Source organism: Haloplanus natans DSM 17983, from assembly GCF_000427685.1.
GTDB lineage: Archaea > Halobacteriota > Halobacteria > Halobacteriales > Haloferacaceae > Haloplanus > Haloplanus natans.
This window is the reverse complement of sequence record NZ_KE386573.1, coordinates 1,834,597-1,847,490: the sequence shown is the minus strand read 5'-3', so window position 1 is coordinate 1,847,490 and position 12,894 is coordinate 1,834,597. Positions and strand designations below refer to the sequence as shown.

At 69.3% G+C, this 12,894-nt stretch carries 14 protein-coding genes; 10 read left to right on the top strand and 4 right to left on the bottom strand.

The features are described 5' to 3' along the window. The first annotated feature begins 92 nt into the window (after positions 1-92). From HALNA_RS21185 to HALNA_RS11560, 6 genes are all read left to right on the top strand, one after another. Positions 93-1,577 carry a SipW-dependent-type signal peptide-containing protein gene (locus HALNA_RS21185; protein ID WP_049936529.1) on the top strand — a complete coding sequence of 495 codons (1,485 nt, stop codon included), beginning with the start codon at positions 93-95 and terminating at the stop codon, positions 1,575-1,577. A 36-nt stretch (positions 1,578-1,613) separates the two neighbouring features. Beyond that, the gene (locus HALNA_RS11580) at positions 1,614-2,426 is read left to right on the top strand and encodes a hypothetical protein (protein WP_157573522.1); all 813 of its coding nucleotides are present in this window, start codon (positions 1,614-1,616) and stop codon (positions 2,424-2,426) included. Positions 2,427-2,543: 117 nt separating this feature from the next. Further along, on the top strand, positions 2,544-3,380 hold the full coding sequence (locus tag HALNA_RS11575) for a hypothetical protein (protein ID WP_049936527.1): 837 nt from the start codon (positions 2,544-2,546) through the stop codon (positions 3,378-3,380). Beyond that, a complete protein-coding gene (locus HALNA_RS11570; protein WP_049936526.1) occupies positions 3,377-4,588 on the top strand; it encodes a hypothetical protein in 1,212 nt (403 codons plus the stop codon). The genes HALNA_RS11575 and HALNA_RS11570 overlap by 4 nt, the downstream gene beginning before the upstream one ends. After that, positions 4,585-5,700, top strand: coding sequence for a signal peptidase I (locus HALNA_RS11565; RefSeq protein WP_049936525.1), 1,116 nt, complete (start codon positions 4,585-4,587; stop codon positions 5,698-5,700). Before HALNA_RS11570 ends, HALNA_RS11565 begins: the two co-directional genes overlap by 4 nt. Then, the gene (locus HALNA_RS11560) at positions 5,697-6,794 is read left to right on the top strand and encodes a hypothetical protein (RefSeq protein ID WP_049936524.1); all 1,098 of its coding nucleotides are present in this window, start codon (positions 5,697-5,699) and stop codon (positions 6,792-6,794) included. The genes HALNA_RS11565 and HALNA_RS11560 overlap by 4 nt, the downstream gene beginning before the upstream one ends. 34 nt (positions 6,795-6,828) lie before the next feature. Here the strand turns inward: HALNA_RS11560 and HALNA_RS11555 are convergent, their stop codons facing one another. After that, the gene (locus tag HALNA_RS11555) at positions 6,829-7,506 is read right to left on the bottom strand and encodes a 6-hydroxymethylpterin diphosphokinase MptE-like protein (RefSeq protein WP_049936523.1); all 678 of its coding nucleotides are present in this window, start codon (positions 7,504-7,506) and stop codon (positions 6,829-6,831) included. Between the two features lie 221 nt (positions 7,507-7,727). Beyond that, on the bottom strand, positions 7,728-8,867 hold the full coding sequence (gene folP / locus HALNA_RS11550) for a dihydropteroate synthase (protein WP_049936522.1): 1,140 nt from the start codon (positions 8,865-8,867) through the stop codon (positions 7,728-7,730). A gap of 135 nt (positions 8,868-9,002) precedes the next feature. Here folP and HALNA_RS11545 point away from each other — a divergent pair, with 135 nt between their 5' ends. Both HALNA_RS11545 and HALNA_RS11540 read left to right on the top strand, forming a co-directional pair. Beyond that, on the top strand, positions 9,003-9,569 hold the full coding sequence (locus tag HALNA_RS11545; protein ID WP_049936521.1) for a hypothetical protein: 567 nt from the start codon (positions 9,003-9,005) through the stop codon (positions 9,567-9,569). Next, a complete protein-coding gene (locus HALNA_RS11540) occupies positions 9,566-10,333 on the top strand; it encodes an RNA methyltransferase (RefSeq protein ID WP_049936520.1) in 768 nt (255 codons plus the stop codon). Before HALNA_RS11545 ends, HALNA_RS11540 begins: the two co-directional genes overlap by 4 nt. A 93-nt stretch (positions 10,334-10,426) precedes the next feature. Here the strand turns inward: HALNA_RS11540 and HALNA_RS20020 are convergent, their stop codons facing one another. Next, positions 10,427-10,585: a hypothetical protein gene (locus HALNA_RS20020; RefSeq protein ID WP_157573521.1), complete on the bottom strand. Its 159-nt coding sequence runs from the start codon at positions 10,583-10,585 to the stop codon at positions 10,427-10,429. A 108-nt stretch (positions 10,586-10,693) separates the two neighbouring features. Beyond that, positions 10,694-11,137 (bottom strand): MaoC/PaaZ C-terminal domain-containing protein, encoded by a 444-nt coding sequence (locus HALNA_RS11535; RefSeq protein ID WP_049936519.1) that lies wholly within the window; start codon positions 11,135-11,137, stop codon positions 10,694-10,696. Positions 11,138-11,235: 98 nt separating this feature from the next. Between HALNA_RS11535 and HALNA_RS11530 the strand changes: the two genes are divergently transcribed. Then, positions 11,236-12,120 (top strand): GAF domain-containing protein, encoded by an 885-nt coding sequence (locus tag HALNA_RS11530; RefSeq protein WP_049936518.1) that lies wholly within the window; start codon positions 11,236-11,238, stop codon positions 12,118-12,120. Continuing rightward, positions 12,113-12,772: a DUF7504 family protein gene (locus tag HALNA_RS11525; protein ID WP_049936517.1), complete on the top strand. Its 660-nt coding sequence runs from the start codon at positions 12,113-12,115 to the stop codon at positions 12,770-12,772. Before HALNA_RS11530 ends, HALNA_RS11525 begins: the two co-directional genes overlap by 8 nt. Positions 12,773-12,894: the final 122 nt, after the last annotated feature.

Below are 12,894 nucleotides of genomic sequence, written 5' to 3'. Positions count from 1 at the left end.
CCATGTATCCGCTCACCATCGCCCATCCGGACCGTCACCGCGACGGCGGCCATCCGGCGGTTCGATTCCGCCGATGGGTTTCCCCCCATACCATGACCGAACTCACACTCACTCGACGCCGCCTGCTCGCCGGCCTCGGCACCGTCGGCATCGCCTCCGCGGGCGCCGGCCTCGGCACGACGGCCTACTTCTCCGATCAGGAGACGTTCCGGAACAACGAACTCACCGCCGGCGAGTTCGACCTCAAGATGGACTGGCAGGTGACCTACGCCGGCCCGAACGGGTTCGAGTACGTCACCGCGTCGCCGGACCAGTACCGGAACGAGGACCTGAACACGCTCGCGCGGGACGGGCTGTTCCGGACGATTTCGGAGGCGGACGGCATCCGTGATCCCGTCGATTCCCGCGACGCCATCGCGAACCGAGCGTTCGGCGACCATTTCGAGGAGCTCTCCGACACGGAGGCCGCCATCGTCGAGGCGTCGTTCCGCTCGCAGTTCGCCGACGTTCCCCAGGACCTCGACGGGCCGGTACTCGACCTCGCGGACGTGAAACCCGGCGACCAGGGGGCGATTTCGTTCAGCCTCCACCTGTTCGACAACCCCGGCTACATCTGGCTGAACGGTGGCCTGATCGAGGCCCGGGAGAACGGCCACACCGAACCCGAAGGGTCGGACCCCGACACCATCGGCCCCGCCGACGAAGTGGCGACCGACCTCGACAACGACGTGGAACTCCTCGACGAGATTCGGGTCACCGTCTGGTACGACGTCGACGGCGACGCCGAAATCGACGCCGACGAACCCGTCCTGCTCGGCGGCAACGCCGATCCGACGGCGAACCCGACCCTCGGACAGGTGCTCGCGCTCCTGTCGACGGGGAACGGGATACCCCTCGACGGCGAAGGGGCGATCGACGGCGGCGCCGTCGGTCGAGCCTGTTTCGAGAACTCGACGACGTACTACCTGGGGGTCCGGTGGGAACTCCCCGTCGACCACGCGAACCAGATCCAGAGCGACGGCCTCACCTTCGACGTGGGCTTCTACGCCGAACAGTGCCGCCACAACGACGGCAGCGACACGGGCGCGGCCGTCGAGATTCGGAACGCGGCGGCCATCAGCCTGCTCGACTCGTCGACGACCGACTCCGCCGGAACGGCCCCCACTGCCATCGGGTTCGACGTGGAGAACGGCCTCGCCGAGTCGGTCGCGCTGACGGGGATCACCGTCGCACCCGCCGATCCGTCGCTCACGCTGTTGAGCGACGACGTGGCCGACACCGGGAGTCCGTACGGCTACGAGGTGTACGTCGCCGCCTCGACACCCGGCTACACGGACGTGGCCGGCGGCGTCGCGCTCCCTGGCACCATCGCCCTCGGGAGCGACGGATACAACGACGGCGCGGACCAGGAGCCGATCCTGGCCGCCGGTGAGGTCGCGGCCGCTACGCTGACCGGGTTCCGCGACGCGGGCGGCGCGGGCGTCGACATGAGCGGTCGGTCGATCACCATCACCCTCACCTACCGTGGCGAGACGAGCGGGCAGACCGGAACGGAGGTCGTGACGGTCGTCGGGTGATCGGCATCGGTGCCGATCGCTCGCTCTGGAGTGACGATGAGTCCTCTCTCTCCGCCGCTGTCGCGGCGACAGATACTGTTTGCCCTCGGCGCCGTCGGAGTGGGCAGCGCCGGGGCCGGCCTCGGTTCGGTCGGCTACATCAGCGACCGCGAACGCGTCCCCAACGTCACGACCGCCGGCAGCCTCGACCTCAAACTCGGCTACACGTCGACGTACAACGACACGGTTCTCGGCGCCGCGCCGGGCGGGGACGATCCCGTCGACTGTGACACCCCGGGCCTCGTCGACGGGTCGGCCGTCCCGGTCGTCGACCTCGCGGACGTGAAACCCGGCGACTGCGGAACGATCACCACGACGCTGTACGTCTGCGAGAACCCCTCGCGGCTCTGGCTCGCGGTCGATCTCCTCGGCGCGGCGGAGAACGACCGCCGTCCGGAAGAGATCGCGGCGGGTGACGGGACGGCCGACGCGGGCGAACTGCAGGACCTCGTTTCGGTGACGGTCCGAATCGACGGCGAGGAACGGGATTCCCCTGACGGCGACCGCGTCGTCTACGAGGGGACGCTCGCGGGACTGGCGACGACGGCCGCGACGGGCGTACTCCTGACCCGTGACGACGACGGGCCGACCTGCGCCGACACGGGGACGACGCTGACCGTCGTCCTCGACTGGTGCCTGCCGCTCGACGGCCCGAATCACAACCGCGCGATCACCGACAGCGTCGCCTTCGCCAGCCGGTTCGGGGCCGTCCAGTGTCGCCACGACCCCGACGCCTGGAACCCGTTCGACGACGAGGGCCAGACGCCGACCGCGAACACCACGTCGCAGTCGGTCGATTCGGGTGGGTAGGGTGATCCTACCACCCGCGGGCACCGGGTACGGAAGCTATACCTAACCCCTATCGCCGCGCATACAGCGACGAACCCACACGGCGTACGGCGGTTCGACTCCCCACGGACAGACACAATGACACACGATTCACGATTCACACGACGGAAGCTCCTGGCCGCCATCGGTGGCGCTGGCCTCCTCGCGGCCACGCCGCGGGTCGCCGGCGCCCTCGGCCAAGACCCGTCGTTCACACAGTACACGTACGCCCAGTCGACCGGGCCGGACCTACGGGTGGCGTGGTACGAGCGGTACAACGGTTCGCTCCTCGAGGAGAGTAACCGCTTCGCCGGCGCACCGCCGCTGACAAACTCCTCGGACTCGTTCAACGAATCGGGCGACGCGAGTCGGTTCGTGAACGTGACCGGCTCGGACGCCGTCGCCACGGGACCGGTGCTCTCCATCCCCGACGCTCAGCCGGGCGACGACGGCCTCCTGTTGGTCGGTCTGCGGGCCGAGGACGCCGCCGCGCGCGTCTGGCTCAGCATCTCCGCCTACGACTTCGCGGAGAACTCGCTGGTCGAGCCAGAGCGGGTCGCGGGCGACACCACGACCGACGACACGACTGCGGACGCCGGCGAACTCCAACACCACATCGACGTAGAATGCTGGTACGACACCGGTCGGCTCGGCGTCGGCGGCTGCAACGGCCGCCGCGATTTCACCGAGGAGGCCGTCGTCGCCGCCGGCACGCTTGCCGAGGTGAGCGACGCGCTCGCCGACGGTGTCGCCCTCAATTTCGGCCTCGTCGACGACGCCTGCATCGACGCGGGCACGCAGCGGTGTCTCGCGCTCCGCTGGCGTATCGATCCGTCGGTGGCGAACGTCATCCAGAGCGACGCCGCCCGCCTCGACATCGCCTTCGCGGCGACGACGTGTGACGACACGGCGAACCCCTTCGGAGGCGGCGCATGAGCGACCGTGACGGGGGCGTCCGGCTGAACCGCCGGCGCCTTCTGGCCGCCATCTCGACCGTCGGGGCCGTCGGGGCGCTGACCGGTCGCGGCGCCGCCGCGTTCCTGACCGACCGCGAAACCCTCGCGGACAACCGCATGACTGCTGGTTCCGTGACGCTCGCACTCGACGACGCCGACGCCCGGCGGACGGCGCTCGCGTTCAGCGTCGACGGCTACGGCTTCGAACACCGCGACGAGGAGACGGTCTGTCTCGGCCTCGGCGACGAGTCCAACCCCGCCTGGGTGTGGATCCGGGCCTGCCCCGGTGACCCGCGCCAGGACGCCCTCGACGCGCGCCTGACCGTCGACGGCGAGAGGGCGTACGCCGGCTCGCTCGGCGGCCTGCTCGACTACCTCTCCGGCACCGACGGGGGCGGGGTCCTCCTCACGGACCTCGTCGGCGACGGCGAGCCCGTGACTCCCGGCGCCGAGGGTGCGGTCTGTCTCACCGTCGCCGTCTGGGCACCGAGGGCGCTCGCCGACGACCCCGGCACGGTCCGGGCGCTGAAAGCGGCGTCGCCGCTGGCCGTCACCATCGACGCCTACGCCGAACAGACGCGCCACGTCCCGACGCCGCGGCGCCCGGTGGCGGGCGAGAACCCCTCGTTCGCGTTCCCGGCCTGCGAGCCGACGGGCGGGGACGAGGGTGACGAGGACGGCGAGGGCTTCGCCATCAGCAACGTCTCGCTGTGTACGTCGACGCCAGTCGCCCCCGACGCGATCACCTGGATGGTCCGCGACCCCGAAACGGACGCGGACGTGACCGGAACCGTCGACGAGGCGTTCGTCGTGACGGTCACGTCGCCCGAGCCGATCCAGTACGTCGTCGTCAAGGCGGGTCCGGAGTTCCGGCGGTTCGACGCCGGCGGCGCGACGACAGTCACCGTCTCCTCGGCGGGCGGGACACTCCTCGACGTGCCCCAGAACTTCGCCGGGTGTGCCTGCGAGGGCGTGGGCGCCAAACTCGACGACTGGAACGACTCGACTGGCACCTTCGACGCCGTCGTCGCGCTCGCGTGTGGCGACGACGAGGGCGATGAGGCCGACGGCCCGCCCGCCGGTGTGCCACCCGAACGCGGCCCACCGGGTCCGAGTGCCGGCGTGCCGGCCGTGAACGAATCGAACGGGGGCGACGCCCCCGAACCGACGCGGAACGAGGAATCATGAAATACGATATGCGGCAGATCGTGCGCCCCCCGACGGTTGGACGAGCGCTGCTCGTCGTCGTCCTGTTGGCCCTGATCGCCCCCTTCGTCGTGTACGCGGTCCCTGCGACCGTGGGCGCCGAGGCGAGTTACGTGGTCCTGACGGCGAGCATGACGCCGGCCATCGCGCCGGGTGACGTGGTCATCGTCGACAGCGTTCCGGCCCGCTCGGTCGCCGTCGGCGACGTGATCGTCTTCGAACAGCGGTCCGGCGACGCCATCCCGATCACCCACCGGGTGATCGACGTGGAGCGACCGGCGGACGCTCCGCCATCGTTCCGCACCAAAGGTGACGCGAACGAGGACGCCGATCTGACGCCCGTGACCCCCGACCGGCTGGTCGGCCGGGTCGTCTTCACCATCCCCCTGATCGGGCACGTCGTCCAGTTCGTCGGAACGCCCGCCGGCTTCGTCACCCTCGTGGTGCTCCCACTCGGACTGCTGGTCGCCTCCGAGGTCACCAGCCTGCTTCGGGCGGGGCGACCCGACGAGGTGACGGCAGCGCCGACGGCGGACGCGAACGACCCGGCCGCCCCGAGCGCCTCGGCGGCCGCCGAAGCCGACGACGCAGCGACCGACCCGGCCCCCGACGATCAGGTCGTCGTCACGCCGGCGGATCTGACGTTGACGAGCATCGCGCTCGGCGCGTTCACCGTCTACGCCGGCTACGCCGCCTTTCAGACGACGACGACCCTCTCCGTGACACTCGCCGTCGCCGGCGCGGCGCTGTTCGCCCTCGCGGTCGGTATCCGACTGTTCGCATCCGCCGACGAGTCGGCGGCCGACCGGTTGGCGTCCGCACCCACGGTGCACGTCGACGCCGGCCGGTCGCCCGGCCCGACCGTCGAGGTACCGTCGCCCGGTGACCTGAGTGGCATCGCCGCGACGCTCGGTCGGCCCGTCCTGCGCGACGACCGCGACCGGTACGTCGTCCTCGACGGATCGGTGACGTACGCCTGTGAGGCGCCGGCCGAGAGCGACGCGACGACCGACGCTGATGAGCACACCGACGCCGCGCTGGCCCCGGAGTCGCTCACGCCAACCGCCACGGAGCCGAGCGGAGCGAGTCGATGACACCCGAGCGTCGCGCCGCCCTGTCCGTCGTGGTCGTCTGCTGGCTGACGTTCGCGGCCGCGTTCGGCGGCGTCTACACCGTCGCGGTGTTCAGCGATACGGGTAGTGTCGACGCCACCGTCGACGTTTCCGACCTGCCGGTGATCGAACCGGTCGTCGCGCCACCCGCACCCGTCTCCGTCGCCGGCACGACCGGGAACGGCTCCGCCGTCCCCGGTAAAGCGACAGCCGTCACGGCGGCCGGCAGTGGTGACGCCACCGCGGTGGAGGCGCCTCGACCGGGGTCGTCGAATTCCAAGGGCAGCGGCTCGGTCGACGGCACCGAACCGGGGCCGACGGCTACCGGCGGGCCAGTCCCGGCGAGTGCCGAGGGGGCTGATGGCCCCGACGCTGGTGGATCGGACGACGATGTCGACACCAGCCAGGGTGTCGTCGACGACGCGTCGACCGACGATTCCTCCAACGCTGGCGGGAGCGGCGACACCGACGGCGAATCGGACGGCGCGAGCGGTGACGACACCGGCGACGCTCCCGACGCCCCGAACGACGGCGACGGTACCGGCACCGACGCGTCGAGCGATACCGGCGGGACGGACGACTCGGGCGCCGACGCCGACCCGTCGAACGGCGACGGCGACGCCGGCGGATCGGACGACGGTTCCGAATCCAGTGACGCGGACGGATCGGGCGACCGTAGTGGCGCCGACACCGGCGGTTCGGACGGCGACGCCGGCGACAGCACGACCGGTCCCGACGGAAGCGACGCCGGGGATAGTTCCAGCGATGGCGGCGACGCGTCCGGTGGCTCGGATGCCAGTGACTCCAGCGGTGACGCCGGTGGATCGAGCGACGGCGGATCGGACGGGGACAGTTCGAGTGACGGTGGATCGGACAGCTCCGGAAGCGATTCCAGCGGCAGTGACGCCGCCGGTGGATCGAGCGACGGTGACTCGGACGGCGGGAGTTCGAACGATGGAGATTCCGGCGGTACCGGTTCCGGAAGCAGCGATTCCGGCGATGGCGACTCCGAAAGCAGCGATTCCAGCGGTAGCGAATCCGGCGGTAGCTCCAGCGGCGACGCGACTTCCAACTGATCGGGGCGTCCGTCGGCCCGCTCCGATAGCCTAGTTAGAGCGGGTCGATCCGATTCCGTCGACCGTCGAGCACGTCGAATCGCTCGCCACGGCGACGTTCGAGCCAGTGGAGCAGCCGCTCGGCCCACACGAGTTTCGACCGTTTCTCCGCGCCGACGCTCCCGTCGTCGAAGTCCCACCCTGGAAATCGGAGGGTTGCGGCACCGAAGGCGTCGGCGAGGAACGCGGCTCGGTCGCCGTCGGTGAACCCGCCGTAGTTACGGACGGGGCCGCGAGGTTCGGCCTGCGTCGTCGGCAGGACGTACGCGCCGTCGAACCGCGGCACCCACCGCTCGACGGCGGGGACGTTGTCGCCGTGGGCGTGGACCGCGACGGGGACGCCCGCCTGGGTCAGCGCGCGGGCGGTGTCGGGCGTCTTATCGAGGTCGGTCACCATCAGATCGACGGTGACGCCGACCTCTGGGAGGCGGGCGGCCGCCGCCGAGGCGGCGACGACGACGTCCGCGTCGGCGGCGACATCGACCTCGGCTTCGAGCGACGGGGCCGCGCCGGCGACGGCGACGGTTGCGTCGTCGATCCGGGGGAGTCGCGACTCGTCGAAAGCGGTCACGAGGTCGGCGAGTCGGTCGCGGGCCTGTTCGTCCGCCACCCGGCCGTAACCGAAGTCACTCAGGATCCGTTCGTACACCGGGCGCCAGGTCCGATAGTTCATCAATGAGACCACAGTAGCCGGCACGACACCAAGTACCCCTACCCGAGTGCCGCCCCGGCTTCCACGGCGGCACTTGCGAGGCGTCCGGCATAAGCTTTCTCTTACTCTACAGGAGGACCGTAGGGCGAGAGACGCCCGACTGGACGGCGATGGGTTCGGACATCGACACCCATCCGCCACCGATACCGTCGGTTGTAGGAGTCACTCCCACGCCGACTCGGTTACGCCACGCCGTCCGCGATGACGGATAGGGCGGCGTCGAGTGCATCGGACCGGCCGGCCGCCGCCTCGACGACGGCCGACAGGTCCGCGGGCGTTCCGGCGAGCAGTCGGGTCGCGCCGTCGCCGGCGACGACGACGGGTGTCGACCGGGCGGCGTCGGTGACCGTCTCGCGTTCGCCGGGCGAGAGCCCCGAGAGCTCGAAGGTTCGCACGACGCCCCGGCCCGCGGCCGACGCCTCGCCACCGACTCGGTCGAGGTGTCGGCGCATCTCCCCGACGCTCGTCACGTCGAGTTCTTCCACAGCCACGCCATCGGCCGTCTTCAAGCGGTCGCGCGTGAACGCCTTGCCGATCAGGGCGGCGTCCCGCGTCTCGGCCACGTCGTGGGTGCGGACCACGTGCGCACCGCGTTCGACGGCCATCGCCGTGGCGGCGAGGCTGACGGGGAGAGCCGCCTCGGTCGACCGCCCGGCGAGGTCCCGAAGGAAGTTCTTCCGGTTGATCGAGACGAGGATCGGGCGGTCGAGGGCGCGAAACTCCCGGAGTCGACGGAACGTCTCGCGGTCGTCTTCGAGCGTCTTCGCCTCGCTCCACCCGCCGAAGGCGGGATCGACGATGGTCTTGTCGGTGAGTCCCTCGCGTTGCAGGGCGTCGTAGATGTCGTCGACGGCCTCGACGGCGCCGGGACGTTCGAGATCGGGTGGGCTCGCCATCTTCGCGACGGCCACGTCGCGTTCGGCACAGACCCGCGGCATCTCGGGGTCGGCGAACCCGCAGATGTCGTTGACCATGTCGAAGCCGGCGTCGAGGGCCGCCTCGGCCACTTCGTGATAGCGCGTCTCGATGGAGAAGACGGCGTCGCCGGAGACGCTCTCCATCGCCGCGACGGCGGTGTCGAGGCGGTCGAGTTCCTCCTGGGCGGTGAGCACCTCGAAGCGCTTGTTCGCGGACTCCAGACCCACGTCGACGATGTCTGCGCCCTCGTCGATGAGTTCCTCGTCGACGTACGTCGCCGCCTCGCCCGGATCGTCGAACACGCTCGGCGAGTACGGCGACTCCTTGCTCACGTTCAACACCCCCATGATCCGTGGGGGGTAGTCGTCGCCGATGCCGAGGCCAGCGGCGTCCACGTTGCGCATGGTCTCTCTGGGGACGCGACGACTATATGCGGACCGGTCGGTAGAACGACCGAACTCCGAACGGTGTGCCGGTCGGACGGGTGGCGCCGACCGGTAACACGCTCTTTTTATCCGCTCGGTCGCTACCGAGCGACAATGGCTAAGGTCAGCATCGGGCTTCGTGGCTGGCGCTTCGAGGAGTCCGAGGTGTTCACCGAGGACGGCGAATTCAAGCCCCTCGACGAGATTCCCGAGGAGCCACGGGACCGCCTCGTCCGGCTCACCTACCTCGTCGAGGAGCCCTGTGACGCCTGTTATCTGGTCCACGGCGAAGAGGCGGTCGAGCAGTGCCGACAGGCGGCCATCGTCTACGGCGAACCCGGGGACGAACTCCTCCTGTGTGGCACCCACGAAGCCGACTTTCTCTACTGGTACCGCGAGGCCGGCGGCACCGCCTACCGTGGCGAGGCGACCTTCCGCGACCGCTTTCACCAGTGGTTCGCCGACGGCGGGCGCGCCCCGGACGGATACGGGGGCCTGGATCACGTCGAGACGGACCCCGAAAACATGCCGGACCTGCCGGATCCGGAGGAGATCCACCGACGCCTGAACGAGAACTTCGAGGGTCGCCGGATCAGTATGCGGGAGAACGAGGATGTCGAGGACGTCGAGGAGATCGACCTCGACGGCGTCGACCTCGGGACGGACTACCCGTCACGATGAGCCGCGAACGGCCGGTCGTGGTCGTCGTCGACGCCGAGACGCCGGGTAACGTCGGCACTATCGCTCGCGCGATGAAGAACTTCGGACTGACCGATCTCAAACTCGTCGATCCGCCCGAACTCGACCCGGACGGCGAGGCGTACGGCTTCGCCGGCCACGCCCGCGAGGACGTGCTCCCGAACGCCGAAGAAGTAACCTTCGACGAGGTCGTCGAGACGTACCACACCGTCGGCTGTACGGCCATCACCGGCGAGGACAGCCGCCGACACGTCCGGTTCCCGTTCAAGACGCCGCGGGAACTGGCGGAGAGTCTGCGAACCGTCGACGCGCCGACGGCGCTGGTGTTCGGGCGCGAGGGCCGCGGCCTCGACAACGCGGAACTCGCCCGGCTGGACGAGGTGTGTTCGATCCCTGCGAGCGCGGACTATCCGGTCTTGAACCTCGGACAGGCGGCCACCATCCTCTGCTACGAACTCCGGGAGCTGACCGTCGAGGAGACGCAACTCCCGGACGTGGAACACGAGCGGGCGGCGGAGCCGGATATCGAGCGCTTCCACGACTACGTCGGGGCGTTCCTAGAGTCCAGCGGCTACAAGGAGGTAAAACGGGAGAAGACACGGCGGCTGATCCGCCGGCTCGTGGGACGGGCCCACCCGACGGATCGGGAGATACACACGCTGCTCGGCGTGTTACGACGGGCGACGGAACAACTCGAACATCGGTCGGAGCTCCTGGCCGAGTACGACGAGCCGGATCGGTGGTGAGCCGGCGGCGTCGTACGGTTTATTGTAAGTCAGCATCGGTGGGTCGACGGGACGAGCCGGCGAGCCACCGATGAACCGTTACGATGATCCGTATCAGAGGACGCCGAGGACGACGGCGAAAAACAGTAGTGCGGCCGTCACGAGCGCGAGGTGGCCGGCAGCGCCGACGAGTGCCGCGAGGCCGGCGGCGACGCGCTCGGAAGCGGTTAGCGGTTCGCCGAACGTCTGCGCTTCGAGGGAACGAACGCTCATCCTGTGTCACCTCGTCTGGAGGTGGGAACGGGGAGGACGTAGTGACGACGCCGATTCCACGATACTCGGAATCGGCGATACCCGTTCCCAGCGAGCGGGAATCGGCGCCTACTCCCTCGCGACCAGTACGAGCGCTTCGATGTCGAGGACGGTCTTCGCGCCGTCGTTGGCGGTCGTTTCGACGCCCCAGCGGACGACGCCGTAGTCGTCGGTTCCGTCGCCTTCCTCGATGCCGTGGATCGCCGAGTGAATCGTGAGTTCGTCGCCCGGGACGACCGGTCGGGGCCAGCGGAGGTGGTCCAACCCCTTGGCCCCGAGTGTCGCCGTCTCGGCGAGGAAGCCGTCGACGAACAGCCGCATCGACATCGATGCGGTGTGCCAGCCGCTGGCGATCAGGTCGCCGTAGATGGAGTCGGCCGCGCGGTCGGGGTCGGTGTGGAACCACTGCGGGTCGTACTGCTCGGCGAACTCGACGATCTCCGCCGCCGTCACTTCGTAGGAGCCGTGCGAGTCGCCATCCCAGCGTCCGATGTCGTCGAGGAAGACCGTCATCGATCGAGCGTCGTCGGCCGGGGACAAGTGCGTTGCTGTCTCGGGAGCGACTCGCGTCGATGTCGCGGATTTATACTCCGAGCCGGTTAGAGTGGGGTATGAAGGTTCTCTGTGTCGATCCGGCGGCGGACGAACGGCAGGAGACGCGGGATATCCTCGTCGACGCCGGCTTCGACGCCACGATCTGCGGGTCGCTCGACGAGGCGCGGGGCGTCCTCGCCGCCGACGCCGTCTCCGGGGTGATCACCGAGTACGATCTCCCCGACGGGACGGGGCTGGAACTCGTCGCGTACGCACGCGAGATCCACCCCGACGTTACCGGCGTCCTGTTTACCGACGCCGACTTCGCGGCCATCGACACCGACGCGCTCTCCGGCACCGTCGTCGAGTACGTCGACAAGGACACCGCCAGCGCCCACGACGAACTCGTCGACCTCCTGTCGTTCAGCATCGACAACCGGAGCCAGACGGCGTATCCGCTTCCGGACGACGAGGACCGCCGCCTCGACGCCGTCGAAGCGTACGTCGACGACACGGACGCCCTCGACGCCAGCCTCGACCGACTTACGCAGGTCGCACGCGCCCTGTTCGACGTGGATGCGGCCACCGTCGGCTTCGTCGAGGACCACCACGAACGCTTCCTCGCCTGTCAGGGGACGGATGTCGACCGTCTGGACCGCGAGGACACCATCTGTACGTACGCCATCCTCGACGAGGGTCCGACGGTGATCAACGACACGCGCGAGGACCCGCGGTTCCGCGACAACGACGAACTCTCCGCGTCCGGGATTCGGTTCTACGCCGGGGCGCCGATACGGACCGACGACGGCGACGCGGTCGGCGTCTTCTGCCTGTTCGACGGCGAATCGCGGTCGTTCGCGGCGCGCGAGCGGACTTTGCTCTCGCTGTTGGCCGACGAGGTGATGGACGGACTCGAGTTGCGTCGACGGCTCCGCGAGGCGACGGAGGGCGACGATGAGTGAGCCCGAATACGCCTTCGACGGCTTGCCGCTCGACTCGGTTCGACGGGGAACGAGCATCCTCGTCGCCGGCCCGTCCCACGTCGGTACCAAGGAACTCGCCTACCGTATGCTCGCTGGCGACGACGACGAGGGCGTCATCATCCTGACGACGAACACGACGGCGGCGGACATCACGGCGGAGTGCGAGGCGGTGGGCATCGAGGTGAGCCCCGACCGCATGGGAATCGTCGACTGTCTCGACAGCGACGACAGCGGCGTTCCCGCCCGCGTTCTAACCGTCTCCAGTGCCCAGGACCTGACCGGCATCGGGATGCGATACTCGAAGCTGTACAGCGACTTCCACAGCGAGGGCATCGAGTCCGTCCGCACCGGCCTCTTTTCCATCTCGACCGTGCTGTCGCTGACGGAACTCCAGACGGTCTCCCGGTTCGTCCACACCCTCGTCGGCCGCGTGAGCAAGGTTGGTGGCCTGGGTGTCTTTCTCGTCGACCCGGCGATGCACGACGAACGGGAACTCCGAACCATCTCGCAGTTCTGTGACGGCCGCATCGACGTTCGGGAGGGCGAGGACGGCCCCGAACTCCGTTCGCAGGGCTTTCTCGGTGGGTCGTCGACGTGGCTGTCGTTCGAGCCGTTGTCGAACGGGGCGTGATGTCGGTCCCACGGACGCTCACGGCGGGACTGGTCCCGACTCCTCCGGACCGTCTGCCGACACACGCCTGATCTACCGCCGGCTCTCTTCACCGATGCGGGCAGCGAGGATGTCGCCGACGC

Bases quoted from the DNA above. Each gene is read 5' to 3' on its own strand.
- HALNA_RS11540 (WP_049936520.1), top strand. From the start codon at position 9,566: ATGAGCCGCGAACGGCCGGTCGTGGTCGTCGTCGACGCCGAGACGCCG.
- folP (WP_049936522.1), bottom strand. From the start codon at position 8,867: ATGCGCAACGTGGACGCCGCTGGCCTCGGCATCGGCGACGACTACCCC.
- HALNA_RS11580 (WP_157573522.1), top strand. From the start codon at position 1,614: ATGAGTCCTCTCTCTCCGCCGCTGTCGCGGCGACAGATACTGTTTGCC.
- HALNA_RS11555 (WP_049936523.1), bottom strand. From the start codon at position 7,506: ATGAACTATCGGACCTGGCGCCCGGTGTACGAACGGATCCTGAGTGAC.
- HALNA_RS11545 (WP_049936521.1), top strand. From the start codon at position 9,003: ATGGCTAAGGTCAGCATCGGGCTTCGTGGCTGGCGCTTCGAGGAGTCC.
- HALNA_RS11560 (WP_049936524.1), top strand. From the start codon at position 5,697: ATGACACCCGAGCGTCGCGCCGCCCTGTCCGTCGTGGTCGTCTGCTGG.
- HALNA_RS11525 (WP_049936517.1), top strand. From the start codon at position 12,113: ATGAGTGAGCCCGAATACGCCTTCGACGGCTTGCCGCTCGACTCGGTT.
- HALNA_RS11565 (WP_049936525.1), top strand. From the start codon at position 4,585: ATGAAATACGATATGCGGCAGATCGTGCGCCCCCCGACGGTTGGACGA.
- HALNA_RS11570 (WP_049936526.1), top strand. From the start codon at position 3,377: ATGAGCGACCGTGACGGGGGCGTCCGGCTGAACCGCCGGCGCCTTCTG.
- HALNA_RS20020 (WP_157573521.1), bottom strand. From the start codon at position 10,585: ATGAGCGTTCGTTCCCTCGAAGCGCAGACGTTCGGCGAACCGCTAACC.
- HALNA_RS21185 (WP_049936529.1), top strand. From the start codon at position 93: ATGACCGAACTCACACTCACTCGACGCCGCCTGCTCGCCGGCCTCGGC.
- HALNA_RS11535 (WP_049936519.1), bottom strand. From the start codon at position 11,137: ATGACGGTCTTCCTCGACGACATCGGACGCTGGGATGGCGACTCGCAC.
- HALNA_RS11575 (WP_049936527.1), top strand. From the start codon at position 2,544: ATGACACACGATTCACGATTCACACGACGGAAGCTCCTGGCCGCCATC.
- HALNA_RS11530 (WP_049936518.1), top strand. From the start codon at position 11,236: ATGAAGGTTCTCTGTGTCGATCCGGCGGCGGACGAACGGCAGGAGACG.